At 67.2% G+C, this 26634-nt stretch carries 30 protein-coding genes and 2 pseudogenes; 13 read left to right on the top strand and 19 right to left on the bottom strand.

Going from position 1 to position 26634, the window contains the following annotated elements; genetic code table 11:
* Nucleotides 1–79 precede the first annotated feature (79 nt).
* From OG622_RS13645 to OG622_RS13630, 4 genes are all read right to left on the bottom strand, one after another.
* A complete protein-coding gene (locus tag OG622_RS13645; RefSeq protein WP_371576151.1) occupies nt 80–1543 on the bottom strand; it encodes a hypothetical protein in 1464 nt (487 codons plus the stop codon).
* Between the two features lie 24 nt (nt 1544–1567).
* Nucleotides 1568–1852 carry a hypothetical protein gene (locus tag OG622_RS13640; RefSeq protein ID WP_371576149.1) on the bottom strand — a complete coding sequence of 95 codons (285 nt, stop codon included), beginning with the start codon at nt 1850–1852 and terminating at the stop codon, nt 1568–1570.
* A 267-nt stretch (nt 1853–2119) separates the two neighbouring features.
* On the bottom strand, nt 2120–2338 hold the full coding sequence (locus OG622_RS13635) for a hypothetical protein (RefSeq protein ID WP_371576147.1): 219 nt from the start codon (nt 2336–2338) through the stop codon (nt 2120–2122).
* Nucleotides 2339–2343: 5 nt separating this feature from the next.
* Complete coding sequence (locus tag OG622_RS13630; protein WP_371576145.1) at nt 2344–2565, bottom strand: hypothetical protein; 222 nt, start codon at nt 2563–2565, stop codon at nt 2344–2346.
* A gap of 189 nt (nt 2566–2754) precedes the next feature.
* Between OG622_RS13630 and OG622_RS13625 the strand changes: the two are divergent.
* A pseudogene (locus OG622_RS13625) lies at nt 2755–3015 on the top strand (multiprotein-bridging factor 1 family protein); the annotation flags it as partial.
* A gap of 52 nt (nt 3016–3067) precedes the next feature.
* On the opposite strand, the gene OG622_RS13620 reads toward OG622_RS13625, so the two are convergent.
* Both OG622_RS13620 and OG622_RS13615 read right to left on the bottom strand, forming a co-directional pair.
* Nucleotides 3068–3721: a class I SAM-dependent methyltransferase gene (locus tag OG622_RS13620; RefSeq protein WP_371576143.1), complete on the bottom strand. Its 654-nt coding sequence runs from the start codon at nt 3719–3721 to the stop codon at nt 3068–3070.
* Between the two features lie 78 nt (nt 3722–3799).
* Nucleotides 3800–4300, bottom strand: a complete 501-nt coding sequence (locus tag OG622_RS13615; RefSeq protein ID WP_371576141.1) for a hypothetical protein — start codon at nt 4298–4300, stop codon at nt 3800–3802.
* Nucleotides 4301–4608: 308 nt separating this feature from the next.
* Here OG622_RS13615 and OG622_RS13610 point away from each other — a divergent pair, with 308 nt between their 5' ends.
* The 3 genes from OG622_RS13610 to OG622_RS13600 are packed head-to-tail and all read left to right on the top strand — an operon-like array spanning nt 4609 to nt 6211.
* Nucleotides 4609–4860 (top strand): hypothetical protein, encoded by a 252-nt coding sequence (locus OG622_RS13610; RefSeq protein WP_319061585.1) that lies wholly within the window; start codon nt 4609–4611, stop codon nt 4858–4860.
* Nucleotides 4835–5350, top strand: coding sequence for a DUF6879 family protein (locus OG622_RS13605; protein WP_371576139.1), 516 nt, complete (start codon nt 4835–4837; stop codon nt 5348–5350). Before OG622_RS13610 ends, OG622_RS13605 begins: the two co-directional genes overlap by 26 nt.
* Before the next feature lie 6 nt (nt 5351–5356).
* Entirely contained in the window at nt 5357–6211 is an 855-nt protein-coding gene (locus tag OG622_RS13600; protein WP_371576137.1) for a DUF5753 domain-containing protein, read from the top strand.
* 58 nt (nt 6212–6269) lie between these two features.
* Here the strand turns inward: OG622_RS13600 and OG622_RS13595 are convergent, their stop codons facing one another.
* The 4 genes from OG622_RS13595 to OG622_RS13580 form a co-directional block, all read right to left on the bottom strand.
* The gene (locus OG622_RS13595) at nt 6270–6434 is read right to left on the bottom strand and encodes a hypothetical protein (RefSeq protein ID WP_319127130.1); all 165 of its coding nucleotides are present in this window, start codon (nt 6432–6434) and stop codon (nt 6270–6272) included.
* A 202-nt stretch (nt 6435–6636) separates the two neighbouring features.
* A complete protein-coding gene (locus OG622_RS13590) occupies nt 6637–6888 on the bottom strand; it encodes a hypothetical protein (protein WP_371576134.1) in 252 nt (83 codons plus the stop codon).
* On the bottom strand, nt 6888–7244 hold the full coding sequence (locus tag OG622_RS13585) for a hypothetical protein (RefSeq protein WP_371576133.1): 357 nt from the start codon (nt 7242–7244) through the stop codon (nt 6888–6890). The genes OG622_RS13590 and OG622_RS13585 overlap by 1 nt, the downstream gene beginning before the upstream one ends.
* 118 nt (nt 7245–7362) lie before the next feature.
* Nucleotides 7363–7812 (bottom strand): ATP-binding protein, encoded by a 450-nt coding sequence (locus tag OG622_RS13580; protein WP_371576132.1) that lies wholly within the window; start codon nt 7810–7812, stop codon nt 7363–7365.
* 206 nt (nt 7813–8018) lie between these two features.
* Here OG622_RS13580 and OG622_RS13575 point away from each other — a divergent pair, with 206 nt between their 5' ends.
* Nucleotides 8019–8894, top strand: coding sequence for a helix-turn-helix domain-containing protein (locus OG622_RS13575; RefSeq protein ID WP_371576130.1), 876 nt, complete (start codon nt 8019–8021; stop codon nt 8892–8894).
* On the top strand, nt 8891–9100 hold the full coding sequence (locus tag OG622_RS13570) for a DUF397 domain-containing protein (RefSeq protein WP_371576128.1): 210 nt from the start codon (nt 8891–8893) through the stop codon (nt 9098–9100). Before OG622_RS13575 ends, OG622_RS13570 begins: the two co-directional genes overlap by 4 nt.
* A 114-nt stretch (nt 9101–9214) precedes the next feature.
* Here OG622_RS13570 and OG622_RS13565 read toward each other — a convergent pair whose 3' ends face one another.
* From OG622_RS13565 to OG622_RS13555, 3 genes are all read right to left on the bottom strand, one after another.
* Entirely contained in the window at nt 9215–9673 is a 459-nt protein-coding gene (locus OG622_RS13565) for a hypothetical protein (protein WP_371576127.1), read from the bottom strand.
* Nucleotides 9674–9938: 265 nt separating this feature from the next.
* Nucleotides 9939–10166, bottom strand: a complete 228-nt coding sequence (locus tag OG622_RS13560; RefSeq protein WP_371576125.1) for a hypothetical protein — start codon at nt 10164–10166, stop codon at nt 9939–9941.
* An 81-nt stretch (nt 10167–10247) separates the two neighbouring features.
* The gene (locus OG622_RS13555; protein ID WP_371576123.1) at nt 10248–12260 is read right to left on the bottom strand and encodes an Eco57I restriction-modification methylase domain-containing protein; all 2013 of its coding nucleotides are present in this window, start codon (nt 12258–12260) and stop codon (nt 10248–10250) included.
* Between the two features lie 114 nt (nt 12261–12374).
* Here OG622_RS13555 and OG622_RS13550 point away from each other — a divergent pair, with 114 nt between their 5' ends.
* From OG622_RS13550 to OG622_RS13520, 7 genes are all read left to right on the top strand, one after another.
* Nucleotides 12375–13538, top strand: coding sequence for an ISAs1 family transposase (locus tag OG622_RS13550; protein WP_371576121.1), 1164 nt, complete (start codon nt 12375–12377; stop codon nt 13536–13538).
* Nucleotides 13539–13806: 268 nt separating this feature from the next.
* On the top strand, nt 13807–14316 hold the full coding sequence (locus tag OG622_RS13545; RefSeq protein WP_319104645.1) for a nucleoside-diphosphate kinase: 510 nt from the start codon (nt 13807–13809) through the stop codon (nt 14314–14316).
* Nucleotides 14317–14390: 74 nt separating this feature from the next.
* The gene (locus tag OG622_RS13540; RefSeq protein WP_371576118.1) at nt 14391–14690 is read left to right on the top strand and encodes a hypothetical protein; all 300 of its coding nucleotides are present in this window, start codon (nt 14391–14393) and stop codon (nt 14688–14690) included.
* Between the two features lie 152 nt (nt 14691–14842).
* The gene (locus OG622_RS13535; protein ID WP_371576116.1) at nt 14843–15424 is read left to right on the top strand and encodes a CYTH domain-containing protein; all 582 of its coding nucleotides are present in this window, start codon (nt 14843–14845) and stop codon (nt 15422–15424) included.
* A 40-nt stretch (nt 15425–15464) separates the two neighbouring features.
* Nucleotides 15465–16232, top strand: coding sequence for a hypothetical protein (locus OG622_RS13530; RefSeq protein ID WP_371576114.1), 768 nt, complete (start codon nt 15465–15467; stop codon nt 16230–16232).
* Nucleotides 16232–17626 carry a hypothetical protein gene (locus OG622_RS13525; RefSeq protein ID WP_371576112.1) on the top strand — a complete coding sequence of 465 codons (1395 nt, stop codon included), beginning with the start codon at nt 16232–16234 and terminating at the stop codon, nt 17624–17626. Before OG622_RS13530 ends, OG622_RS13525 begins: the two co-directional genes overlap by 1 nt.
* 96 nt (nt 17627–17722) lie before the next feature.
* Entirely contained in the window at nt 17723–18424 is a 702-nt protein-coding gene (locus OG622_RS13520; protein WP_371584089.1) for a methyltransferase domain-containing protein, read from the top strand.
* A 96-nt stretch (nt 18425–18520) separates the two neighbouring features.
* Here OG622_RS13520 and OG622_RS13515 read toward each other — a convergent pair whose 3' ends face one another.
* From OG622_RS13515 to OG622_RS13490, 6 genes and pseudogenes are all read right to left on the bottom strand, one after another.
* Nucleotides 18521–19114, bottom strand: coding sequence for a non-canonical purine NTP pyrophosphatase (locus OG622_RS13515; RefSeq protein WP_371576110.1), 594 nt, complete (start codon nt 19112–19114; stop codon nt 18521–18523).
* Nucleotides 19115–19340: 226 nt separating this feature from the next.
* Complete coding sequence (locus OG622_RS13510) at nt 19341–20189, bottom strand: hypothetical protein (protein ID WP_371576108.1); 849 nt, start codon at nt 20187–20189, stop codon at nt 19341–19343.
* Nucleotides 20190–20199: 10 nt separating this feature from the next.
* Nucleotides 20200–21372 carry an ISAs1 family transposase gene (locus OG622_RS13505; protein ID WP_371576106.1) on the bottom strand — a complete coding sequence of 391 codons (1173 nt, stop codon included), beginning with the start codon at nt 21370–21372 and terminating at the stop codon, nt 20200–20202.
* Between the two features lie 622 nt (nt 21373–21994).
* Nucleotides 21995–22210 (bottom strand): annotated as a pseudogene (locus OG622_RS13500) (transcriptional regulator); the annotation flags it as partial.
* A gap of 340 nt (nt 22211–22550) precedes the next feature.
* Complete coding sequence (locus OG622_RS13495) at nt 22551–25355, bottom strand: family 78 glycoside hydrolase catalytic domain (RefSeq protein ID WP_371576104.1); 2805 nt, start codon at nt 25353–25355, stop codon at nt 22551–22553.
* A gap of 183 nt (nt 25356–25538) precedes the next feature.
* Nucleotides 25539–26582, bottom strand: coding sequence for a LacI family DNA-binding transcriptional regulator (locus tag OG622_RS13490; RefSeq protein WP_371576102.1), 1044 nt, complete (start codon nt 26580–26582; stop codon nt 25539–25541).
* Between the last annotated feature and the right edge of the window lie 52 nt (nt 26583–26634).

Genomic DNA, 26634 nt, shown 5'->3' with positions numbered 1-26634 from the left:
GACTCAGGGTCGTGACGGACCCCCTATCCCGATATGGGGTAGGAGTCGCGGGTGATGTCCCGGGCGGAGTTCGTTCGACTTACGTCCATCCGATATTCACTCCTAGGTGATAGCGGGCCATGTCGTTCAGCGCTGCGGTTTCATCTGGGTCACGAAATGGGGCCGCCGGTAGGTGATCGCGGCCTAGAGGGCCGACGCCGTGCACGACGTCGTCGTATGCCGATGAGATGGCGGAACCGATGAGTAGGTCAGAGGCTTCGTCGAGAGAAAGGCGCTTGGCAGGCCAGCCGTACACTCCGTCGTTGATGACTTTCAGGGGAGGGAAGAACCACCATGGATAGTCCGGAGCTTCTGGGTCCAGCAGGCGATATCCGTCCATGTCGATCAACAGGGAGCCGAAGTGAGATATTGATCTGACATCCGCGCGTCGTTCTCCGTGAAGTCGATCGGATGAGAGAAGTGGGACGCCCATCATCCTTTGCGCAAAGGAGCGTCTGGGGTCCGCGATGTCACGCAGGTCTGAGTCCTCTGTCAGTTGGCAATCGATCGACCCCACTCGGATATCGGTCTCTCGAGTGACCGTGCTGTAGAAATTGCTGACGTGGTCAATTGTGGGCCGTGCATTGACTGCCTCTGAATGCTTGTAGATGCGTCGCTCTGCCATTTCTGCTGCGGCAAAGAGGAATCGATATGGCGGGTAGAGTTCGCGCCAGTCAATGGTGCGTACGCCCTTGTTTAGGCCAGGCAGTGGAGGGTTCAAGGCGAAGTCGATAAGGGTCAGGACTTCAGAATGAGAGAGGCTCCGGCCTGCCATGGATTCTGCGAGGCGGTAAGGTTTCCCGTATTCTCCTCTCCGGTTTATGTCCCACATTCTCTGGAGTCCTCGATCCATGATTCCTGGATGAGGTCCGCGGAAGAGATAGCCCTCGTCCAGTAGGCCCGCGCACTCAAAGAGGAGTCGCGTTGTGATCGGCTCGTCGCCTCCAAGGAGGGGTCCGAAACTGTGCACGCGGGCGTATTCTTCACTTTCCAGAGGCAACATTCCCCTTCCAGTCCATTGGCTCCAGGTCGTATGCAGAGCCAAGGTCAGTGAGTCCTGCATTGCTTCCTGGTCAATTTTCGACCAGTTGAGAGGCTCGAAGCCCAGGAGGATCGAGTAGGCGCGGTGCAGGGAAAGCCAGGTGAGGCAGTTGTCCGTTATTTCACGTCCGAGTGAATAGGCGCTGGCCTTCGTATTCCAGGCGAATAGGGGAATGCCATCGTTGCGGTGCTTCTCGAAAGCGGCTCGGTCGTTATTGTCGAGGTTGCGGATCGAATAGTCGGCCAGAGAGTCGCGGGTAGCGCGTAGAAACGTGAGGAGCACGCCAATGGTAGATCCGTGAAATCGGACCCAGTGGCTCGTCTCGTGCGCGTGGACCAAGTTCCATGACATGAGCGACGTGACCAGATCGTTGGGCTTGTCGCGCATATTGTCGTGGAATAAGAGCTGACTTCTCAGATTGAGTTGAGCGCCAGTTGTGCTGTGCAGGACCGGAGAGCTCATTGGGAATCCTGTTCTCTGCTATGGCTACTCGCCACCGTCGCGTTCGAGTGGATCGACGGATTCTATAGAGCCACGGTCACGCGCTCGGTCAATGAGAGCCCGGATCGCGTCATACAGGCCGTTGGTGGCAACTCCTGCCGCTACCGAGATGGCAATGTCCGCCAACTGTCCGTGATGCAGTGAATCGCTCTGCGTCTCTTGGTATGTGACTTCGACCGTGCATTGCTGGCTCAGTTCTGGGGCTTCCCGGATCTCTTCCACCAGGAGTTGCAGGTTGGCGGCCCCTCCGCGGTACATCAGCTTGATCATGAGTGGAGCATACGAGGGGCGCGGATAGTGAGTCGGAGGATCACGAAATCCGATGGACGGGCAATCCGGGTGAATCTGCCGATTTGGCGCTTCCTTGCAGTACGGCCTCAGGTGCGACAGCTGGCCTTCTGGCATGCTCGCCCCAACCTCCATCTCCACGCGCATTCGACGCCGCGGCGTTCCGGAATCTGATCGAGCCCGGATGTGGCGCGGCGGCGAGGTCAATGCGTGATCGGGTGGGGTGGCTGGTTGTTGCGGGGCACCCCTTCAGGCGGGGCAGGCCGGCTCGGCCCGCACGGTCTTGCCGCTGGGCGGGCAGGGGAGTGTCTCCCGGTGGTCGACGGGCGCGGCGACGAGCGAGAGGCCGTGTCCGTCGTCGTGAAGCGCTGCGTCAGGTACGGCGCTCGTGGGGCGAACCAACGGCCGTCTGTCTCCACGTGCGTCGGTGACATCGACGCGAAGGCGACCGGTTGAAGCGTCGAACAAGAGAGTCAACCGCAAGCTGTGACCGGGCAGGCGTCCGTGGAGTACGGCGTTCGCGCAAGCTCCGCAATGACGATTTCAGCACGCTCCGTGAGGTTCTGTGGGGCGTCCCAGGACTGGAGTTGGCTCACGGTGAGCAGCCGTGCGAGCCGAGCGCCGCGCCGTGAGGAGGGGAGCAGCTGTGTGAAGGTGTGCAGGGAGGCGGTGAGTTGGGGAGCGGGTTGGTTCATGGCGGCAGCGTGGCATCTGTGAAGGCCCTGTGCGAGCTGCGGACCGCGTACGCGGAGTTAGCGTACAAGCACAAAGAGTGGTCAGTATGTAGACCGACCCGTCACGCTGTGTGCTGAACGTGTACGAGCCTGAGCGGCTGGAGGGAGGGGCGGCGGATGGACATCGGCGAAGTGTAGGCGGCCACAGGCGTGGGCGACCGGACGGTTCCGGCGGGGGAGTGGGAGCGCGAACCCCATCCATCGGACAGCCTGCGTACGTTCGGCGCGGTCGTCCAGGCCCTGCGGGAGCACGCTGGGCTCAGCCGGAGTGAGTTCGCCGAGATCATGCGGTACTCCAAGCACACGGTGGCGTCGGTGGAGTTGGCCCGCCGGATGCCGGACGAGGCGTTCGTGGAGCGTGCGGAGGAGGCGACCGGAAACACCGGCGCGCTGCGGAAGGCCGCGCGCCATGAAGTGGCCCCGGTCGGCTACGGAGTATGCCGGCCGGGCCGTAATGCGACCGTCAGGCGCGGGCCTGGACGATGAGCGTGCCGATGTGCCCGGCTTTCGGGGCATCCATCACCGTCGCCTCAGCGGAGGTGAAACCAGCCCGGAGCAGGTGCCGCTCCCACACTGCGGGCTTGTAGCTGTACCGGTACGTGAACATGGCCTTCCCCGCGAACCCGCCCTTGTACATGCCCTGTGGCCCGTAGGCGCCCGGGATGGCCGGCGGCTGGGAGAATACGAAGACGCCGCCCGGGACGAGGTGCTTGTGGACGAGGGGGAAGAGGCGGGACGGGTCGGTGAACCAGGCCGCGCCGAAGATGGAGTACACGGCGTCGTACCGCCCCTCGTCGGCGGCGAGCCAATCGACGATCTCTCCCGGCTCGATCCGCACCCCGAGCGGCGCCCACCTCTCGCCCGCGAGCGCCACCATGCGCGGCGACAGGTCGACCCCGGTGGCCTTGACGCCTTGTTGTGCGAGGTGGGCGAGGGCGCGGCCGGTGCCGCATCCGATCTCCAGCACGGTCTCCGGGCTGCCGAGGAGTTCGGGGCCGGGGCCGTGGCCGGCGTACTGGGTCCAGCAGAATGACGGCTCGGCGTCGTCCTTGAACGCGGACTCGGCGTATGCGTCCCACAGTTCGGTCTCGGCGGCGATGTCGTGCGGTACGGGCACAGCTGTTCCTCTGGTCGTCGGGATGCGGGAGCCCCCGCCCTCGGGGAGCCGTGAGGGCGGGGGCGACTGTAGCCGGGGTCAGTGGCTGTCGGGGACCTTGTCGTCGCACGGTGAGCAGTCCGTGCCGTCGATGGCCCACAGCTCCTCGTCGATCGCCCAGCCCTGGGAGCGGAGGAAGTCGCCGGTGCGCAGGCACAGGCCGTCGCGGCGGCGTTCGACGAACGGCGCGTGGTGCTTGAACCGACCGCCGTTGTACAGGCGGCAGATGCCCCACCAGACGGGGGTGTCGAGGATGAGCTGGTGGACGCCGATGTCGACGAGCTTGCCGACGCCCAGGTGGACGTCGGGGTTCTCGATGGAGCCCATGACGTACGTGACGGCGTTGCCGAGGATCCGTTCGGCCATGTCACGGACCATGGTGTGGTCGCGCAGGAGCAGGGCGACCTCTCGGTCCCACAGGCTCATCCCGGAGTCGAACACGTTGACGGTCAGCTCGGTGATGTGCGGAGCGACCGCGTTGAGGAGTTCCTTCGGGTCCCGCGTGAGCGTGCTGGTGGGCTGTTCGAGTGTGACGGTCATTGACCTGCCCTTCTGGGGGGTGTCGTTGCCGTGCTGTGTGGTGCGACCCGCCCCTGCTGCTCGGTCTGCCCAGAGTTGGGGAGCCGGGGCGGGAGTTCAGCCGCCCGGGGCTGTTCGCGAGGCCGCCGGGTCGCATCGTCTTCCCCGACCGTAGGAGCCCCTCCACTGGCCAGGCCACGGAGTTGCACCGAATTACACAGCAGTTTGAGGGCGCTGGTCGCAGGCGGCATGCGCTCTTGACCACGCGACCCGTGCGCACGATGGTGGTGGAAAATGCTGTAACCGACTAGCGCGGGAGACCAGCCACCATGAACATTCGGTTCGTCGGGATCGACCCCGAGACAGACGAGGACGGATGCCCGACAGTCTGGGTGGACACCAGCACGGACGATCTGCTGATCCAGAGCTACCGGGCCGACGACGAGACGACCGCGACATGCGACGCGTTGTCCCCGGCGAGGGCGCCGATCCCGCCCGGCGAGACCGTCATCAGGATCCCCGCCCGTATGATCCCGATCATCAGGAAGGCGTGCGATGAGCTCGATCCCGGAGTTCGCTGAACTCCTCGCCGACACCAGGCAGTCGGCCGCCCATCTGGAGATGAGGGACGCCTACTTCACCAACCCCCGCTTCGAAGCCTGGCAGGACGGCCGGCGCGTGGACTGGGACGACCGGGGTTCCTGGTGGCGTCCCTACCATCAGAACATCGCGGACGCTGTCGCCCGTGGAGTGCACGTGCGGCGCGTCAGGATCGTGTCGGAGCCGGTCACCGACTACATCGCGTGGGAGCACTGCCAGACCCGCGCCAACGTGGAAGCCGGCGAGGAGGTGCGCTGGCTCCCCCGGCACCGCGCGTGGGACCTGCTCGTCCCGGGCACCGATCTGTGGATCTTCGACGGGCGGCTGATACGCATCCACCACTTCTCCGGCGACGGCGAATGGGTCGGCAAGGAACTCTGCGACGAGCCCGGCACGGTCTCCCAGCACGCGACCGCGTACGAACGGATCTGGGAACGGGCCGTCCCCCACGACGAGTACGAGGTCAAGTAGCCGTCCATGTCCACATTCCCCACGTCCAGCGTGCAGGAAGCCCGCGCGGCTCTCGCGGCCCGGTTGCGGGAGCTGCGTCTGGACGCGGGCATCACCGGCAAGGAACTCGCCCGTCTCGCGGGCTGGTCCGTCGCCAAGTCGTCGAGGATCGAGAACGCTGTCACCGCGCCGGCCGACGCCGACATCCGCGTCTGGTGTGCGGCCTGCGGCGCGGCCGACCAGGCGGACGACCTCATCGCGGCCAACCGGCAGGCCGACTCCATGTACCTGCAGTGGAAGCGGCTGCAGCGGACGGGCATGAAGCAGTTGGCGGAGACCTCGGCCAAGCTGTACGAGCGCACCCGCCACTTTCGCGTGTACGCCTCCCACGTCGTGCCCGGTTATCTGCAGACACCCGGCTACGCGACGGCGCTGATGCGCACGATCGCGGACTTCCGCGGTACCCCGGACGACGTGGCCGACGCGGTCGAGGTCCGCATGCGCCGCGCGCGCGTCATCCACGAAGGAGACCACCGGTTCGCGACCCTGGTCGAGGAGAACGTCCTCCATCACCGGATCGGCGACCAGGACGTGATGGCAGGCCAACTCGGCAACCTGCTCGCCGCGATGTCCCTGCCGTCCATGTCGCTCGGCATCATCCCGGCCACGGCCGCGCGGGAGGCGGTCATGTGGTCGCTGGAGCAGTTCACGGTCTTCGACGACTCACGGATCCACGTGGAGTTGCTCGCCGCGAAGGTGACCGTCACGGCGCCGGGCGAACTGGACATGTACCTGCGGGCGTTCGCCCGGCTCACAGAACTGGCCGTGTACGGGGCTGATGCGCGGGCCCTGATCGTGCAGGCCATCGAAGCCCTGAGCTGACCCCGGGTGGACGCCGTCCACAGGCCCCCTGCGGGCCGTCCGCAGGGGGCGCCAGGCGCTACCGGCCGCGTGGACCGTGGCCGGTCCGGCAGCGCGGGCAGCGGCACGGGGGCCATGCGAGGGACACCGGCGGGAGGGCGGCCGTGCCCGGGGCGTACGCGGTCGGCTCCGCCACGCCGACCCGGCGCCCGTCGCCGTCGAGGCGGTAGGTGCCGATGGTCATGCGGGACCTGCCCGGTTCGGGACGGGTTCCGGCGATCACCGCTCACCGGCCGACGTGCGGGAGGGGCACGGGCAGTGCCGGATCGGCGGGAAACCGGCCGAGCCGAGCCGGGCCGGGGCGCGTCGCGGGTCCGGCGGCGCGCCTCGTGCACCGGGGCGGGGTCGAAGGCCGGCGCCCTCACTGTGCGCTCGCCGCTCGCCGCTCACTGCTCGCCACCGCTGCGGCGGGACGCGGGTGGCAGCGACAGCACATCCGGCACGCGCGGGAAGTGCGGGGCGCAGTCCCGGCACGCGTACACCGTGAAGCCGGGACCGGAGCCCTGGTGCACCTCGGAGACGACGACGGGCGCATCGGTGATCGCACAGCAGCGCACACACATACGCACCGGCGCACGCGTCCCACCCGGAACGGACTCGGGGCGCTCGCTCGGCTCACTCCGCTCATTCATCTCCATCAGGCCACCGCCTCGGCGCCGACCACATGCCGGTCGAGGTCGATGCCGAAGTCGGCGGCCAGGACCATGGCGACACGGCGCTGCCGCTGCAGCGCCCGCTCACACGCCCGCTCGCGCTCCCGCTCGGCGAGAACGACGTACGGTCGGACCACGACCGTCGACTCGCCGGGCAGCGGCTCTTCGACGCCGTACGGCGACCGCCGCAGGGGAGGCCACGGCACCGTCGCACGGGGCGCCTCCGGCGCATGCGCGGGGTTCTGCCCGGCGGGGCGTGTGTCCGCCCGGCGCCTGCCGGTACCGGGCGCGAGCACGCCCAGGATCCACAGCATGAAGGTGTGGATAATGCTCACTGTCATCAGCTCCTTGGAGGCTGGTGGCCATGCCCCCGGACCGGTAGGACGGTCGCGGGGGTCCTTGTGTAGGGGAGGTGTTGGGTGGGGGCCAGGGAGGGGGCAGAGGCCGTACGGGAGGGCGTCACGCTTCGTCGCACGGCCACTGCGTCGCGGCAAGGTCGGCGGGGGAGGCTGCTTCCCTGCCGCTGATGGCCAGGTGAGCCCAGACTGTCTTGCCGGACTCACGAGGGCGCACACCCCAGTTGTCCGACAGGGAGTCGACAATGACCAGTCCGCGCCCGCCGATGTCCTCGGGGTCCGCCTCGCGCTTCTTAGGCAACTGCCACTGGTACGAGTCGGAGACTTCGAGGACCAACACGCCGTTTCGGCGCCGTAACCCGACCTCGAAGAACTCACCGATGCCCCTCGCGTGCTGGACGGCGTTGGCAGCCAGTTCGCTGATGATCAGCTCGGCATCGTCAGCGACTGCGGCGAGCATCCACCGAGTCAAGGTCGCCTGCACGTGGCGTCGAGCCTTCGGCACGGAGTCTCGGTGTAACCGGAACCTCTGGCTGTGCGTACGTCCGGACATATGTCCCCCTGGATGTGTGGACACGTGGAACCAAGGTCACCTCACGTGTTGAAGTGGGCACACGTTGTGACGCAATGAAAGTAGCGCGGGATGCGGACGTCCTGCAATCGAATCTAAATGCAAGTTTGCAAGTCGCTCAACGTGACAACATGCTGGCGGCTGCGGCTCGTTGCCGTGCAGACTGGACGCGACAGAGAGGGGATGACATGCCATCAGGCGGGCGGCCAACGGTCCGTAGTCGGCGGCTCGGTTCTGCGCTGCGCAACTTCCGCGAAGGCCTGCGGTTCGATCTGAAGGACGCGGCCGAAGCCGTCGGTTGCTCGACATCCAAGATCAGCCGTCTCGAATCCGGCCAGTCAGCCCCACGCGTCGGGGACGTGCGCATCCTCCTGGATCTCTACCAGGTCGACGACACCGAACGACGGGCTCAACTTGAGTACTTGGCGCGCCAGAGCAACAAGCGCGGCTGGTGGGTGGACTACCAGACCACGATCACCAGCGAGTTCGCCGACTTCGTGACGCTTGAGGCGGACGCCTCCCTCATCCGTACGTGGCAGAACGTGTTCATTCCTGGGATCTTGCAGACTCCGGCCTACACCCGCGCTCTCATCGAAGCCGGTCCGCTGGTGGTGCCTGGCGAGCACATCGAGGAAATCGTCAAGATCCGGCAGGAACGTCAGCGGGCGATTCAGGAAGCAGGGGCGCTGTTCGCCGCCGTCGTCTGGGAGCCCGCCTTGACATCCCCCATGCCGGACCGTTCGGCTCACCGCGAGCAGCTTGAACAAATCATCCGGATCGCCCAACAGAAGAACACGACGATTCAGGTGCTGCCGCAGAACCAGTGGGGACCGGCCAGGCTCGCGGGGCACTTCGTCACCTTCTCGTTCGGCAACGAGTCCGCGCCCGAGGTCGTGGCCATCGACAGTCTGAACAACACGGTCATCATCGAGGACGCGGGCGAGTTGGCCAACTACGCGTACGTCTTCGACGCCCTTCGGTCAGCTGCCCTGAACCCCGGAGACAGCCTCGTATTTCTCCGAACGGCAATCAGTAAGATCTCGCAGGAAGAAGAGGAAGAGTGAGCAGTAACCGGGACGTAGTCACCGCCTTCAAGAAGTCCTCGGCATCGCAGGGAGCGAACACGGACTGCGTGGAGGTGGCGCACACCGCCGACGGGGGACGCGCGATACGTGACAGCAAGGATCCCCGAGGACCGGTCCTCTTCTTTGCCCCCTCCGAGTGGGAGGCGTTCACCACTGGAGTCAAGGGAGGGGAGTTCGACGTATGAGCGGAGGATCTCCAAGGGCGTGAGCCGCCCCAGCCTTCGCGGTCGGCCGGGAGGGCTGGGCGCGATTCGTGCGGTTCTCGTCGGGTCACTGAGCGGTGCCCCCAGGGCCGGTTCTCATGTCGGCTGGGGCCAAAACTGCACGAGGTAGCGCTCGACGCCCTCGGCAATTCCTTCCTTCTCGATGATGCGAACCACCTCATCGCGGCCGGAGCAGTAGCCCCGCACATACCAGTCCCGGTCGGAAGCCCCCAGTTCGATCACATCCTCGATCGGGCCGTATGCCACCGCCCACACCTGCAGGGTGCCCGTCGCGGACCGCACAGTGGTCTCGGCCTGTTGGTCCCACACGCGACTTGTGTCAACGGGCGGTTCACCGTCCCAGACCTGGGCGGTCATCGTCGGCGTGTGAGTATGACCAGCACTCTCGATATCAACCCGTCCAGGGTGAGCGGTCAAAAACACGCCCTCGTCCATGACGCGGCCGCCTGGATACGCAACCTGGGCAGACTCCGCATCCTGTAGGCACATCCCGTAGAAATCCACCTCGGGTTCGAGTTCCTGCTCCTTCACCATCCGGGGCCCAGACATAGCACTCCTATTCATCTATCGTCAGGCACTCACACCGGCTGATGCCGCGCCTCGTATTGGTCCTTCCGCGCAACAGCGTGCAACGAACACTGGCTATCGGCGAACCCGACGCGTACCTAATCGAGCTCTCTACGGACGGGGAGCACGGGTAGTACATGCCGATCCGCTGCACTGCTGCGACGGCATCGCGGACCTGGTGCCCCTTGGGCTTGTAGACGGGCTGCACCGCCCGCTGCCCCTGCTGCTTCAGTCAGTCGGCGACGGCCCGTCCGATACCGAACGTCGCACCGAGCCTGGCGAACCAGCGCCACGGCGGCAGCACCCATGCGGCCACCACTGCGGCGATCATCACGAGGAAATCCAGGGCGAAGCTGAACGAGCCGAGTAGAGCGACCAGCGCGAGGACGCCGAGCGCGGCCGGTGTGGTCTTCCACCAGGGGCGGGACGGGGCTGGGGTTGGGGTGTTGTACGGGTTCATGTGGCGCTTAACTCCTCAAGTGCGGGCCCAGGCGCGGTGGGCGGGCCCGCACAGGCCCTCGAACGGACCAGGACCGGGCTGTCAGGCGGGGTGCCTGGGGCCGTGGCCCGGGGGCGGGGTGAGGGTGGAGCGGTAGGTGCCGGATTCGCCCTCGGTGAGGGGGTTCTCCAGGGTGAGGCCGGTGGCGGCCATGCGGTCGTATTCGGCGAGGATCAGGTTCTTGGTGCGGTACTCGCCGTGGGCCTTGATGTCGTTGTCCCGGACGCCGTTGAAGGTGTCCAGGATGTATTCCGTGTCCTCACGGGTGATGCCGTAGAGGCGGAAAAAGAGGGCATCCAGTTCGGCGCGGATGACGGCACGGCGAACGGGGTCCCAGCGGAAGGGGGCGCTAGTGTCGCCGAGGTCGCGGGCGAACCCAGCCATGTCAGTGCTGGTGTAGACGAGTTCAAGGGCACGAAGGTTGATGAACTCCGAGTGTGGTGTGACCTGTTCAGGAGCGATGACCGGGAGTTGGCGGACGGTGAAGAACTTGAGGTGAGTTCCACCGACCTTCTGACGTGTGGCGAAGTCCAGCACGAAAGAGGACAAACAGGCCGATAGGGCTGCTACTTGGCCTTCGCGGGGCAGCATGAGGAGAGTTCCGTCCGGTGCACCCGCACGAGGAAAGATGAAGTTGATCATCGTGCGCTCGTCGCTCGCCCGGCAGATGTCGCGCCAACCCAGCAACCACTCTTGGTCCCACTCCTTGGCGGCCAGGCGGCTGCGCACACCCGGCACCCTGATGGGCTTGCCGTCCTTGTTGACCTCGCCGGTCGGAGCATCCTGCTCCGGCACCCAGTAGCGCGGCAGAGGTACGGCGATGGCGTCCTGGTGGCGTTCCGTGGTGAAACGCGGAAGGGTGCGTTCGTTGAGTTGCTTCTCCGTGGCGTCCTCGTACGTGGAGAAGCGGTGGTCGTAGTGGTGCATCATCTTCGCCTCATACAGCGGCAGCAGGCGCTCCTCGCCTCGGGTGAGGACGCTGCCGTCGAGAGCCCAGCCGGCCCTGAGGAGGTCCTCGAACGTTTCCCCTTTCTGGGCGGCGGGACGGAACAGGTGGGAGTCGTTCGACATATGAAACATAGCCATGAACGAAATGCCCCAGGGGTTCCCTCCAGCCTTGTTGCTCTCGTCGATCAGGACGGGCATGCGGCGGTAGATGCCGAGAGTGATATCCGCGTCGCGGCGAGAAGAGAAGATGGGGCACGTGCCCGTGTTCGGGTTGACACGGAGGATGTCGCGTGCGGTCAGGGTGTACGAACGGTCGGCGATCTGGGCAACCTGGCGAACCTTGGCGACCATAGAGATGGGCGCGTCGGGGTTGCCCTGACCTTTCATCGTAAGGAGACAGAAGCGCACGTAGTCCTTGACCGCCGCGAAGAGTTTGTCCTCGTTTCCAAACTCGAACAGACTGCTCAGGGCCCCTCGCTCGACCAGGTCCTTGAAGAAGTATTGGGTCGTCGCGTCCGTCGCGATACCCGTCGGCACGATCACGCCGGTCCGCCCCTGAGGCCCCGTCAGCGACCGGTCCGTCTCCGTGAACACGGCGTACGTGTTGATGTCGCCGCGACCTGTCAAGGGGAACCGGGCGCTGGTACGCAGGAAGTGGCTCTCCCCCTCTGCGCGTCGCTTGGCGTCCTCGAACTCGGTGTAGAGGCGCGCACCCTCGGGGGCGTCGCGCAATTCGACGATGAGGCGTTTGCGGGCGGCGGCGTTCTTGGCCTCGGCGATGTCTGGGTTGCGCTGGGCGAAGAACTCCTGTTCCTGGAGTTTGACACGCTCCCACGGCGGGTTACCCACTACCGCGTCGAACCCGCCCGACCAGCCCGTGCCCAGCTGAACACCGACGCCCGACTCCGGGACGGAGAATACTTCTGGGAACTCCAGGTGCCAGTGGAAGAAGTGGTAGGCGTCCCGCAGTCGCAGGATCTTCTCGTGAGTTCCGTCCGGCGCTACAGCCTGGTCGCGACCACGTAGCGCCCGAAACACCTGGTCCGTGGGCGCCTCTGGCGCGCCCCCGTGCTTAGGCCAGGGCTGATTCAAAGTCTTGGGGGTCATGGAAACGTGCAGGTCGCGGAGGTGTGACGATCCGGCGGAAGTCCGTCACGAACACAACGAAGCTCCGGTTGACGGGGTGACCTTCCCAAGTCGCCCTGCCCGTCCGGAGCTTCGATGTGCCGCCAGTCTGCCACTGTCTGCCTGACCAAGTCGCCCACCGCCGCCCAGCGAGGCGTGAAGGGTGTCGCCGAACGACTGGCCGTTCTTCGCGATCCGCGAGATCGGCGGGGACGGCGACATTCGCTGGCATCGGTCCTGCTCACCGCCTGCTGCGCGGTGCTGGCCGGGGCTCGCTCCTATCTGGCCGTGGGCCAGTGGGCCCGCCACGCGCCCCTGGACGCACTGGCCCGCCTCGGCGTGCGCGCCACCGGCCCACTGGGCGTGCGCCGCGCACCGTCCAGCTCAACCATCCGCCGTCTGCTGACTCTCGTATGTCCCGGCGGGCTTGCCGACCTACTCGGATGCGACCCCACGGGCAGCCGGCACCTGGCCATGGACGGCAAGACCGCCCGCGGCTCGCGCACGGACACCGGCCCGGCCGCCCACCTGCTCTCCGCCGTCCTGGAAGGCGGACGCACCGTCAGCCAGCTGCGGGTGCCGGACAAGACCACCGAGGTCACCGGCTTCACGAAGCTGCTGTCCCCGTTCGACCTGACCGGTGTCGTGGTGACCGCCGACGCCCTGCACACCCACCGTGACCACGCCAGGTGGCTGGTCGAAGCGAAGAGGGCGCACTACCTGCTCGTGGTCAAGCGGAACCAGCCGACGCTGCACAACGCGTTGCGTTCGCTGCCGTGGAAGGAGGTGACCGCCCGCCGCTACGACCGCGAGGCGGGGCACGGGCGACGTGAGACCCGCTCGGTGCGCACCCTCACCGTCACCAGTCTCGGGCTGGACTTCCCGCACGTGGCGCAGGCCGCGAAGATCCACCGGCATCGCACCGACCTCAAAACCGGCAAGATCACCCGTGAGACCGTCTACGCCATCACCGACCTGACGGCGCGTGCGGCATCTCCCCAGGCCATCGGCCAACTCGCCCGCGCAATGGGGCATCGAGGCCGTGCACCACGTAAGAGACACCACGTTCGGCGAGGACGCCTCGAAGATCCGCACCGGCCACGGACCGGAGAACATGGCCACCCTGCGCAGCTTCGCGATCAGCACCCTACGCACCGCTGGGCACCACAGCATCGCCGCCGGCCTGCGCGAGCTCTCCTACACGCCCTTCACCCGCCCACTGGACCTGATCGGACTGCCTTGACCAGCAACACCACATGATCACCAGGACTTTGAATCAGCCCTGTGCCAGGGCGCGAACGGAGGCAGCGCCGAAACGGCGAAGGCGGGAGTCAGGAAAGGGGGAGGAGCGGGATGTCGTTGACGAACAGAGAACTGGTGACGTTCGGGGCGAAGCGATCAAGGTACTCGTCGAGATTGTCGATCTCGGATGATCCCGAAGGGAGCCCTCGAAGCGCAGGTAACCTCAGGCTCGTGACGCACTGAGTGTGCGTCATATATGGCCTGCCTGAACGCTGAAAGGGAACCGATGGCCCAGGATCAGAAGCAGCCGGTGGAGCGCACTCTCGTACTGCTGAAGCCCGACGCCGTTGTGCGTGGCTTCGCAGGGAAGATCATTTCCCGATTCGAAGATGCGGCACTGAAGATCGTCGGCATCAAGATGAAGCAGATGGACGCCGAGTTCACGCGACGCCATTATTTCGACCTCGAAGAACGCTTCGGTCCCGAGGTCTACAACATCACCGCCACGTTCATGCAGCAGGGCCCCGTCATCGCACTTGTTCTGGAAGGAGCCGACGCCGTCGCCACCGTCCGGAAGATCGTCGGCAGCACCTTCCCGAACGAGGCGCCCGCCGGCACGATCCGCGGGGACTTCTCGCACTACAGCAAGGCCGCCAGCGTCGCCTCCGGCAAGGCCGCCGCGAACCTCGTGCACGCCTCCGGCAACAAGGAGGAAGCGGATCAGGAAGTGGACCTCTGGTTCGACAAGGACGAGCTCCAGGACTACCGCACCCTCGCTGAGATCTTCACTTACTAGGCGACCTCCACGTCACCAGCTGGTCGTCGCCGCGTTGAACACCACCGGGGATCCACCGGATGAGAGAGGACAACATGACCAGCGAAACCCGCGTCGCCTCCGTCGAAGAACTGGAGACCGGCTTCCAGCGGGAACTGGGCACCAATCGATGGGCGGCGGCGGAGACGGCGTACGCGCTGGCCGTGAGGCATCGCGACAACGGCGACTGGGACCAGTCCCGTGAATGGGTGCGGCAGTGCCTGCGCCTTCTGGAAGGGTTCCCGAGCGACAGCGAGGACCAGGTGGCCACCAAGCGTCTCTCGGTGGGAGGCGTGCAGCTCCCGACCTACCTGCATGACGGCGTCGTAAGAGACCGCTTCGGCGACATCGCCTGACGATCTCCTTCTGACAGGCGGCGCGGACGCCAAACGGCGCCCGCGCCGCCCGCACCAGCGCAAACAGCCGAACATCGCTACCGATCCGGACCAGCCGGGCTCCACCCCACTTGGTTCGGCTGGATCACCCATGCCCGAACAAGGAGGACACCGTGCCTGTCGAGATCGAAATGCGTGCCCGCTTCAGTCAGGAAGCCCACGACCAGCTCATCTCGCGCCTCGAACAGGACGGCGAAGACCTCGGCCCCGACGACAAGCACATCTACTTCTACGTGCTGCCCGATCAGCTGCTGAAGGTAACCGACAACATCGCCACCAACACGGCGAAGATCACCCTCAAGACCAGCAAGATTGGGCACGGCACGGCATTCCCGGAAACCGAGATCCCCATCGCCCGCGAGGACGTTGAAGCCGCGGTCCGTGTCTTCAACGCACTCGGCTTCGAGGAAACGATGCACGAGGCGTACAACCAACGCCGCAACTTCCGCCTCGGCGGAGTCGAGATCGCGGTCAAGTGGAGCGAAGCGTGGGGCCACCACGCCGAGTTCGAAGTGCTCCTGGGCGACGAACCGAGCCCGGCGGCAGTCCAGGTGGCCCAGGACCGCATCGAGTCGGTGGCACGCGAGCTTGGTGTCCATCTCATGAGTGAGGAGGAGCTCGCCGACTTCACCGCGGCCTTCGAAGCAGCGCAGCAGGCCGCCGGCCGCTCCTCACACGCGGCGCCCGCCACCTGAGTCAACTCGTCGCGATGGACCACCGAGAGGGGTGGACTAGATGAGCACGACCCCGCCGGCCACCAGCCTGGTGGACCTCGCCGCACGCAAGCAGCTCCCGTACCACCAGTTCGTCGACCACGCGACGGTGCGCTGGATCGAGGAGAACCGACCGCGCCTGGTCGACAGCGCGCCGACGAAGATCCGGGAAACGTCCCGCAGGCTCCTCACGCGCGCGGCGATACCGACGGCCTGGCTCGCAGAACCCCGCCTGCGCGACTCCCTGCACGGAGTTCGGCACGCGATGCGCACCGCCGCACTCGCGGCCCTCCTCGCCGAGACCACCGGTCTCGACGAACCGGATACAGCCACACTGATCGTCGCTGCCGCCGTCCACGACTGTCGGCGACTCCACGACAAGGACGACCGAGGCCACGGAGCGCGCGCGGCGCGATGGCTCACCAGCCACACGGACCTCGTCTGGGAACACTTCCACGTGCCGGCGACAGCATCAGCCGTCGCCCAGGCCACTATCTCCGTTCGTCTCCACGACGTGCCGTACGCGGCCTTCACCGCAGAAGACGAAGCCGACTACTCGCGCGCCCGGAAGATCAGCGACCTGGTGAAGGCTGCCGACGCGCTCGACCGCTACCGGCTGCCGAAGCTCAGCTGGTGGCCAGACGCACAACACGTACGCGTCGAAGGCTTCGACCAGCTCCGCGCAGCCGCCTTCGACCTCGTCCTCTGGTCCGAAGCCGGCCACCTGGCAGGACTCGACAGCGCGGACGCTGTCCTCAAGGCCCTCGAACAGCGGGAGCTGATCGGCTGATGGACTTCCTCGACGCGTACCACCTGTGGGCCGACGCCCACGAGTTCTACGAGGCCTCGATCATCCCCAACCCGGCCGAAGCCACCGACCCACTGGCCGAGCAGACCGCCGCCTGGGAGACCCGCTTGGCCGAGCAGACCCCCCACGGCGCTCTCCTGCGCAGCAACGCCCTCTTCGACGCCCTCAACAGCAGCACCAAGCTGCACCTGCTGCACGTCACCCATGCCCTGGAGGAGATCAACGAGCACGGCGTGCTGTACCCCTCGGGCGGCTGTCTCGTCGGCAGCATCTACTGCGCCCCGCTCACCCCGGCCGACCAGGGCTTCCGCATGCACAACCTCGCCTCGTACGTCCTCAACCGGGAAGCCCCCGCCTTCCTGAAGAGGATCGGAAAGGCCGAGGCAACGCCCACTCCGCTGCTCTTCGAGATCGATGTGCCACGCCAGGCGTACCGCGGCCTCGCCGGCATCGACTACCTGCGGCTCGGCGCCATCCACCTGAGTATCTACAGCCACCTGGAATACCTGCTGTCCAAGACCGAACGGCACCAGTTGCGCGAGACGATCACCAGCAGGACAAGGAACTCCGCCAGTTTCCTCGCCCTCGCCTCGACGATCGCTCACACAGGTGCCACCGTCGCAGCCGAGTCGTTCCTCCAGCTGCTCGACGAGACCATCCCTCGCCTGCCGATCCTCGGATACGTCTTCTTCGAAGCGCTCGCCGAGTACCTGATGCTCCACTCCACCAGCGACGAGACCCGGCGCCTGGCCGAACTCGGCGAGTTCAACAACTGGCTCTACAAGGAGATGATCTTCTCCTCCGAACTGGCGATGGCCGGCAAGTTCGACCTCGCCAAGTTCCGCCCTTCCCCCGACAAGCTCGACAGCCTCCTCACTCGCGTGGACCGGACGATCGATCCCCAGCACGCCCGGAGCTACCTGGTCGAGCGCATCAGCTACCTCGTCGCCGCCCGCCTCTTCACGCCCGGCCAGGTACCGGAGGAGTGGCGACACACCCGGTGGGAGTTCGACAGCCTGGCCACCCACCTGGGCCCGCTATTGGGCCACCTCATCCACCGCGAACTGCGGACCTTCGGCCGATACCCCGACTTCTACTTCTACTTCGACCAGCACAAGGCACTCCAGGCCTGGAACTACTGGAACCACATGGACATCATCACGCCCTTCAACGGCACGATCCCGAAGGGCGAGATCGGCATCAACCCCGCCTACCCCGATCTTGAGTACCGGGTGTGGCGCGCCGAACAAGACAACATCGGGCGGCTACACCCGACGGAGCAACTGGACGTGACCATCGCCCCGCGACTCGTCGACATCAAGTACACCCTGATGCGCAACAGCCGGTCAGCGAGCCCGTCACCGACGGCCGCCTGAGGAACGCAACCGCAGCCCCACTCGCCCGCGACGACTTCCGAGGAGATCACCGTGACGCCTCAGCAGAACATCGAGACAGCCAGCCCGGACCAGGTCATGGAGCAGATAACGCGGCTGCTGCGACAGCCGACCACGACACATGGCCTTGGCCGGGCTCTGCGCGCCACCGTCAAAGAGCTCGAACTCCACCGCGCCCACCGGGCCAGCCAGAGGACCTGGCCCAACGGCCGCATCGACGACACACCCCGCAAGGTGCAGATCGGCGGAGGGGCCCACCGGATCGCCGGCTTCTTCAACATCGACGCCGTACCACCCGCAGACCTGCTGTGGGACGTACGCGAAGGCATACCACTCCACGACGCGACCGTCGACGAACTGTTCTCCGAACACTTCCTGGAGCACATCGACTACCCCCGCTCGGCCAAGCACTACGCCCGTGAGACCCACCGCGTACTCGCCCCCGGCGGCCGTCTCATCACCGGTGTACCCGACGCCGCCTTCGTGCTGGCCCAGTACCCGGAGGGCACAGCTGACAGCGAAGAGATGATCAAGAAGTGGTACGGGAAACGGGACTGCCTCGACGACATCAACACACACCTCGACCTGATCAACTACGTCTTCCGAGACCAGGACGACGCCCCCACCTACAACCCGCACTACTGGGCCTACGACCACGACAAGCTCGTCCAGCTCTTCACCGAGGCAGGGTTCACCACAGTTGAGCCCTGGAACTTCGACCCGCAGATCGCCAACCCGAAGCGCCAGTGGGGCAGCGTCTACGTCATCGCGACCAAGTAGCCGCCGGACCGCTGGGCAGCAGAGCTGACAGCGGCGGGCCACCGGCCAGCACGACGCGTCGAGCAGATCACTGGGTGTTGGGCACCGTCAAAGCAGTCATCGGCGCCCAGACAGCCAGGCTCCCATCGCGGCAACCACCGAGTCCGCCCGCCACTCGGCGAACACCTGCTCCTGTTCAGCGGCCGGCAGGGCCGCGAGCGTCGACGTGGCGCCCTCGGGGACGAAGATCGACCACAGATCCGACCAGGACCGCGGCCCATCACCGCGATCGGGGGCAGAGGCGATGGAGCCCGGCTTCCGGGAGTCATCCGCGAAGGTGCGGAGTTCGCCTCGCGCGTCGACGTACACGGCGGCACTCGCGAAGCGGCACGTCCGTTTCTCCGTGAGGTCTGCGAGGTGCGTGAATCCGCCGGGCCCGAAGGCTTCGAGGGCCTGCTTGACCATGGGCCCCGGCCAGCCCCCGAACTCCTCGATGTAGAACCCCGAGTCCTCGACGAACAGCGGTCGCCCGAGGATCGCGAAGGCCTGCCGGGCCTTGTGCTGGGCGATTTCCGCGACGGACGTGGTCTGGATCTCGTCCAGCTCCAACGCCACCTGCTCCACCGCAATACCCCAAGGCGCGAGATGCTCCTGAGCCGTACGGAACTTGCCCGGATTCCCCGTACACATCGCGACCTTGATACCCGGCATGAGCAGAGACCCTTTCTCAGAGAGCGGCATCCACGTCCCCTGAGGGGATAGTCGACGCTGCGAACGCCAGCGCTGCGCTCGGGGGCATGACGTGGAAGTGATCATTGTGGACCGGCCGACGATCCACCGCAGCGACTTCATCAAAGGGAGAAGCCTCCGTCTCCTGGCAGGGTCGGCCGGAACAATCTAGGAACGACGAGAGGCTCGTCTACGACCAGACCATCCCTCAACCGGCCTGCAGTTCGGCCACAAGCCGTTCCGTCTCCATCTGAGCGAGCCACAGCCGGGAGTCATCCGGGTCAGCGTGCGGACCTACGATCGCGGAGCAGAAGAACAGCGCCATCAGCTTTCCATCCCGGCTTTCCAGGTCGCGGTGCCGCTCACGGCGTACTTGCGCGGCCAACTCCGGGATGGCAAGCGAGTTCCCCCACAGCCAGGCAGCGTCCAGTCCGAGGGGAGCCATCCCCCAGTCCTCCCAGTCGAACAGGCAGAACTGCGGGCCTGTCACGTTCGCCCAGGTGAGATCCGCGTGCGCCGGCGCCCAGTTCCGGATCGTCGTGTCGAGGACGCCCGGAAACACAGCCTGGATGGACTGCGTGACCCGGGCTTGGGTGACGGTCACGGTGTCCGGCGTTGCAACGCGCGTCGTGTGGTGGGCAGCCAGCACATCCAGCGAGGCGTTCAGCGCCGCCCACCACTCACCCGAAAGAGCCAATGCCGTACGCGGATTCACGGGGTCCCCGGGCAGAGGTTCGCTCTCATCGGCCCGCCACATCATCGCCTCAGCGGTGTCACTCCAGACAACGCCTCCGAACCAAGCAGGCGTCCTGATCACGCTCAGCAGCGCGGCACACTCGGCGCTGTTCCACCCCTGGCCTTCGATCTTGTTGAACGGGCGGCGCTCGATCCGGACCCAGGTGTCGCGGTCTGTACGCGCGCCGACGGTCCGGCGCTTACGCACCATCGTGTCCCGGTCGAAACGGACCTGAAGAGAACGCTCCACTCGCTCAAGTAGCGTGTCGACGGGTTGGACCCGTAAGTCGACGGGAGTGGCGATGGACAACGGGGCTGTCATCAGGGCTTGATCAAGTTCCGTAGGTGTCCGGACCGTTGGTGATGCCCAGGATGGGGAGTGCTCGTTGGGGCTCGTCGCGGATCGCGCGGGTGGTCTTGGCGATGTTGTCGGCTCCGAGGGTTTTCAGCACGCCGATGGCGAGGTTGCGGAGGGTCGCCATGGCTCGTGGTGCGGTTCCGGCGTGGACGGTGGAGGCGTCCTCGGCGAAGGTGACGTCCCTGATGTGGTGCGAGGAGTTCTCCACTCCCCAGTGCCCGCGAATCGCGGCGGCCAGGTCGGCGGGGCCGGCCTGGTGGGCGTCGAGGCTGGTGACGGCGTAGCCACTCTCACGGGTCTCGCGCTTGCCGGTCTGCTTGCGGCGGCGGTGGACGCGGATGGCCAGGCGGGCGTGAGGAAAGGCGATTCCGCCGAGTTCGTCCGCGACGGCGCAGGTCTTGATCGAGCGGGACTCGCGCCTGCCGTGTCCGGAGGCGGAGGCGGTGTACTGGACAGCGATGTCCCACCACGGCAGGGCTGCGAGCTGGCTGTGGGCGGTCGGCTGGTTGGTCTTGATCACGGCGATGTAGTGGGCCTTCTTGGCCTCGACCAGCCAGGAGATGTTCGCCTTGACCGAGTGCAGGGCGTCGAAGGTGACGACGGCGCCGGCCAGGTCCAGCGGTGCCAGGAGCGGTTGGAAGTGCGTGGTTTCGTTCGTCTTCGCGCCGACCTCCACCTGGGCGAGGGTCACGACGGTGCCGTGAGTGACCGCGGAGAGCAGATGCCGGCGCGTCGCGGTGAGGCGGGCTGATCCCCTGAGTGCTTTGCCGTCGACAGCGATCACGCGCGAGGGCCCGGACGCGGACGGCGACGGCGCCTGGGCCGGCTCGGTGGCAGCGCGATGCCGGTCGGCCAGGTAGGCGCCCACCGCCCGGTCCAGGGCGTCACCGTCAACAGCCCCCAGCACACGGCCGATCGTGGCCGGCGACGGAGTGCGCCGCCATCTGAGCAGGTGGCGCCGGATCCCAATGACTGTCAGGAGTCCGTTCGAAGCACGCTGGCCCCACTCGGCGAGTTCGTCGATGCTCCTCGCTCCCGAGACGACCGCGCAGGCACACACCAGCAGGATGGCGGTCAGCGAGTACCACCGGCCCCGCCGGGAGCGCGGGTCGGGCACCGAGTCGAAGTACAGGCGCAGGTCAGCCACCCGACCGGCATCCAGCGGACCCAGCTTCACCAGCACGGCGGGAATGGGAGAAGATACAGCGGCAGGCACGGGCCACCTCATGATCATTGGGCTTAGACACCACAATGATCACGAAGCCCGTGCCTGCCCTGTTATGCACCCCAACCGGTCACAACCCGACCAGCCGCACGCCCCCGGAACTTGCAACCGCCCTGCTCGCAGGTGATGTGCTGGACCGTCCCACCCGCCAACATCTCCAAGACCGCCTGCACAGCGATGTGGACCTGGTACTCGTATCGCCGAAAGGTTGGCGAGCCCGTATCGTCCGGTGCTTCGATCTCGATCGGATCGACCATTCGCCCCCCAGCTAGTTACCTTCCGAGCACGCAGCGTAAAGCGTTTGCGATCTTTCGTCGACGGTGCCGGGATAAGAGAGCTCGGGAACGGACGAAATTTGACGGCCGTCGTGGGTGGCCTGCCTGGCCGGTGCCGGGAGGTCCGCGTCCAGCGATGCCCAACGCGGTGCCGCGCAGGCGCAGTCTTCTCGGGCGGCTGGGCCAGCTTTACGGCCCGCTACGCTGCCGTCGGCTCCGGTTCCGGATGCCGGGCCTTGGTCCGTACGGCGGCTTCGACGCCGAAGCGGGGCTTGTCCTGCTCCTTGGCGTGGTCGGTGACGGCGGCCTGGACCCCACGGCCCGAACCCGCGCTTGGTCAGTTTCCACTCCGCACGGACCAGCTGCTTGATGACCTTGTGGCCCTCGGGGATCCGCCCGGCGAGCCGCTCCTCATCCGTGAGGGCGACGGGCAGGCCATAGCGCTCCAGCGCGGACTCGGTGAGCACCAGCAACGGGTCGGCGTCGGCGTGCGTCCGCCTTGGATCTCGTAGGCCTTCTGCGAGGTTGCCCGCCGGTCCGACGTCGACTGCCAGCCGAAGACCGGGTCCTCGTTTCCGATGCCCAGCGGGTTCACCCGGCCGTTGGTGGTCAGCGCCTTCACGGAGAACGACGAGTCCGAGACCGGCCCGGCAAGAGACGCGGAGGCGGGCACGACCGCCGTGCATCCGACCACGGCGAACACGAGTAGGCCTGTGAGGGGTACGAACAGGAGCGAGCCTTTATGGGCATGACATCTTCATCTAAATCGTTTCAGATCGGTGTCAGCGGCTGATGCCTCCGCGAACACGGTGTGCGTGGTGGAGGTCAGTCCGCCGCGCTGCTCAGCAACGTCTCCAGAGCGGCGGCGGCGTCGGTGCCGCCGTCCTCGAATAGGACCCTGTTGAGCAGCGCGGGCAGTCGGCCGGCCGGCAGGTCCAGGAAGGGTCCCAGCTGCCGGGCCAGTTGTGCCGAGTCCCCGTTCAGCCCCTGCCGGGTCAGGGCGCCGACTGTGTGTGCCCACAGGTTGGGCTCGTCCATCAGGTCCCGCACGGTGACCACCTCGGACGGTGCCGGGGCGGGGCAGGGGTCGTCGACGGTCCACGTGTGCGTGCCGTGCGCCACGGTCACCGGAGGCTGCGCGGAACCGGGGATGTGGACGGTGGCCCGTGTGCCCGCGGGCACGACCACCTTCAGGTGGAAGCGGCCGTGCTCGCGCCGCCAGCCCACGGACGCCTCGCCGTACGGGGTGAGGTGCACGGCCGTGGCGTGGGTGAGTGACCGGTGCGGCAGGGGACGTACGCGGATTTCGCGGTAGCCGGGCGCGGCCGGGGCCAGTCCGGCGACGGTGCGGTGCATCCAGTCGGCGACGGCTCCGAGGGCGTAGTGGTTGAAGGAGGTCATCTGGCCGGGATTGACCGTGCCGTCGGGCAGCATGCTGTCCCAGCGTTCCCAGACCGTGGTGGCGCCCATCGTCACGGGATACAGCCAGGACGGGCAGCCCTTCTCCAGCAGCAGCCGGTGGGCGAGGTCCGGGTGCCCGGCGGAGGTGAGGGCGTCGGTCATCAGCGGGGTGCCGACGAATCCGGTGGCGATACGGAAGCCGTTCGTGCGGACGAGGTCGGCGAGCCGGTCTCCGGCCACCGCACGATGGTGCGGGGAGGCCAGCAGGTTCCATTGCAGGGCCATGGCGTACGCGGTCGGTGAGTCGCCCAGCACCCGGCCCGCCGGGGTGACGTAGGCGCGGGCGAACGCCTGGCGGGTCTGGTCGGCGAGTGCGGAGTAGTGGGCGGCGTCCGCGGAGCGGCCCAGGACCTCCGCGGTGTGGGCGACGACGTCGGCGCAGCGGACCAGGCAGGCGGTGGCGACGACATCGGTGGGAGTGCGGGCGGCGAACGGGTCGTCCGGCGGCGCGGTGGGGTCGAGCCAGTCGCCGAACTGGAATCCGCCCGCCCACACTCCGTCGGTCGTGAGGGAGGCGGCCTTGTCGACCCATGCGCGGGCGCTGGTGAATTGCCGCTCAAGGACGCCGAGGTCGCCGTAGCGTTCGTACAGCACCCACGGCACCACCGGGGCGGCGTCGCCCCAGGCCGCCGCGGTCGGGGCCGCGTCGTCCAGGACGTCGGGGATCACCCAGGGGACCGCGCCGTCGGCGTGCTGGTCGGCGGCGAGGTCGGCGAGCCAGGAGGACAGGAAGCCCGCCGCGTCGAAGAGGAAGGTGGCGGTGGGGGAGAAGACCTGGATGTCGCCGGTCCAGCCGAGCCGTTCGTCGCGCTGCGGGCAGTCCGTGGGTATGTCCAGGAAGTTGCCGCGTGTGCCCCGGACGACGTTGTCGTGGAACTGCTCCAGGTCCGGGTCGGAGCAGGAGAACCACCCTGTGCGGCGCAGGTCGCTGCTGACGACGACGGCGTGCACATCATCGGCCGCCAGGTCCGGTACGCCGGTGACCTCGGCGTACCGGAAACCGTGGAACGTGAGCGAGGGTTCGAGGACGGTCTCCTCGGCGTCGGCCAGGAGGTAGGTGTCGATGGCGTCGGCCGTCCGCAGCGGCCTCGTGCACAGCTCCTCGTCCTCCAGGACCTCGGAGTGCCGCACGACGACCTCGGCGCCGGCCGTGGTGTCACGCACGCGCAGCCGGACCCAGCCGACGATGTTCTGGCCGAAGTCGACGAGCGTACGGCCGGACGGCGACTGCCAGACCTTCGACGCGGGCAGCACCTCGGTGACGCGTACCGGTGGCCCCTCCGGGGCGACCAGTCGCGCCAGGTCCGCCTCCTGCCCGGACAGCACCTCCACCGGGCCGTCGGCTTGGCCCGGGGCGAACCGCAGGTCGGTGCGCTGCCCCTTGTAGAGGTCGTCCGCGAGGATCCCGGAATCGCGGGCCCGCCACTGCTCGTCGGTGCCGAAGACCTCCACCGAACCGTCGGCGTAGCGGACCTCCAGCTGGGCCAGCAGGGCCAGCCGGTCGCCGTACAGCGCGCGGGCGCCCCACCAGCCGAGGTGGCCGCGGTACCAGCCGTTGCCGAGCACGGCCGACAGGGTGTTCTCGCCCTTCTTCAACAGGGCGGTGACGTCGTGGGTCTGGTACCGCAGCCGGTGGCGGTAGCTGGTCCAGCCGGGGGCGAGGACCTCGTCGCCGACCCGGATGCCGTTGAGGGACGCGGTGTAGACACCGTGAGCGGTGGCGTAGAGGCGGGCCGAGACCACGTCCTCCCGCAGCACGACCGTCCGTACGAGCTCGGGGGCGGGCGCGTCCAGGGCGCCGTGGTGGTGGGGGGTGATGAACCGGGCGGTCCAGTCGTCGGGGCGCAGCAGGCCCGTCTCCACGGTGGCCGGCGCGCTCCAGTCGCTCCAGCGCGTTCCGCAGGCCACCCGGACCCGGACACTCGCCCCGCCGCGTGAGGCCAGGGGGGCGAAGGGCCACGGCACCAGCACCTGCTCGGCGCAATCGACATGCGCCGTCGTACCGCCGTCCAGTTCCACCTCGTACGCCGTCTGCCGCCAGGCGGGGTCGTCGGTGCGGACCTGCCACGACAGGCGGGGTTCGGGCGTGCCGACGCCGAGCGCGTCCCCCCGGTGCTCGAACCGGACGGAGACCAGTGTGGTGTCGGGTTCGGGACGCTCAAGGCCCATGCCGGCCGCCTCGCTTCTCTATCGTGTGCAACGTTCCACGCTTAAATCGACTCAACCCTGGGACGGAGATGTCCGGTGCGTCAAGAGGAGAAGCTGAGGAAATGTGCGGCGTCCCTCGCTCGGGTTCGACGCTCGCCCGCCCAGGACCCGGGTCGAACGCTCTGCGGCGAGGGAGCCGGCCGATCAGGCGCCGGGTGCCGGTGCGGTGCTGCCGCGTGGCACGAGGTGGGGCGTCGAGGCCATGACGACGGCGCGGTCGCGCCGCTTCTCGATCCGCTCCAGCAGCAACCGGGCCGCGGTCTCGCCCATCATGGCGCCCGCCTGGTCGACGCTGGTCAGGTTCACCGGCGCGAGGGCTGCGACCGAGGTGTTGTTGTATCCGGCGAGCGAGAGGTCGTCGGGGATGCGCAGGCCGAGCTCGGCCGCGGCCCGGAAGACGCCGGTCGCGGCGACGTCCGCGCCCGCGAAGATCGCGGTGGGCGGGCGTGTGGAGGTGAGCAGTTCCATGGCGCCCCGGTAGCCGCCCTCGTCCGAATACCCGGAGTGCACGACCCGGGCCAGGTCGGCGAGGTCGTGCCGGGCCATCGCCGCACGGTAGGCGGCCCGTACGTGGTGCTCGGGCCGCTGCTCCCACTGGGTGCCGCGCACCGTCGGATGCGACAGATGGGCTATGTCCCGGTGCCCGAGGGTGATCAGGTGGTCGACGACCAGGTCGACGCCGGCCCCGTCCTGGTTGACCACGCAGTCGTATGCCGGGGAGGGATCGTGGTGGCCGATCACCACCGTCGGCACCTCGGCCGCGAGGCGGACCACTTCCGTGCGGGGGACGGTGGGCGCGATCAGGATCAGACCGTCCATCTGCCGGTCCGCCATGGTGTGGATCAGCTTGGTCTGCTCCTCCATCTCGGAGGAGCCGCCGGAGCCGAGGAACAGCGCGTACTCGGTGCCTCTGAGGGCTGTGTTCACTCCGTCCAGGAGGTCTGCGTAGAAAGCGTTGCGGATGCTCGCGAGGAGAACACCGATCGTGTAGGTGCGGCCCCTCATGCCGCGGGCGGCGGCGTGCGGACGGTAGCCCAGCTCGGCCATGGCCGCCTGCACCCGCTCACGCATCGCAGGGCTCACCCCGTAGGCGTTGCGCAGCACCTTCGACACCGCCGAGGTGGACACCCCCGCGCTGCGCGCGACGTCGGTGATGGTGGCTCTCTTCGAACTGTTTGCCGGTCGCACTGGCGCGCACCTCCGTCGTCATGCACCGCCCGCCCCGTCGGGTGTTTCCGGA

The organism is Streptomyces sp. NBC_01314, assembly GCF_041435215.1.
Lineage (GTDB): Bacteria > Actinomycetota > Actinomycetes > Streptomycetales > Streptomycetaceae > Streptomyces.
Note: the sequence above shows the minus strand (reverse complement) of the source record. Positions and strands in the feature narration are given on the sequence as shown.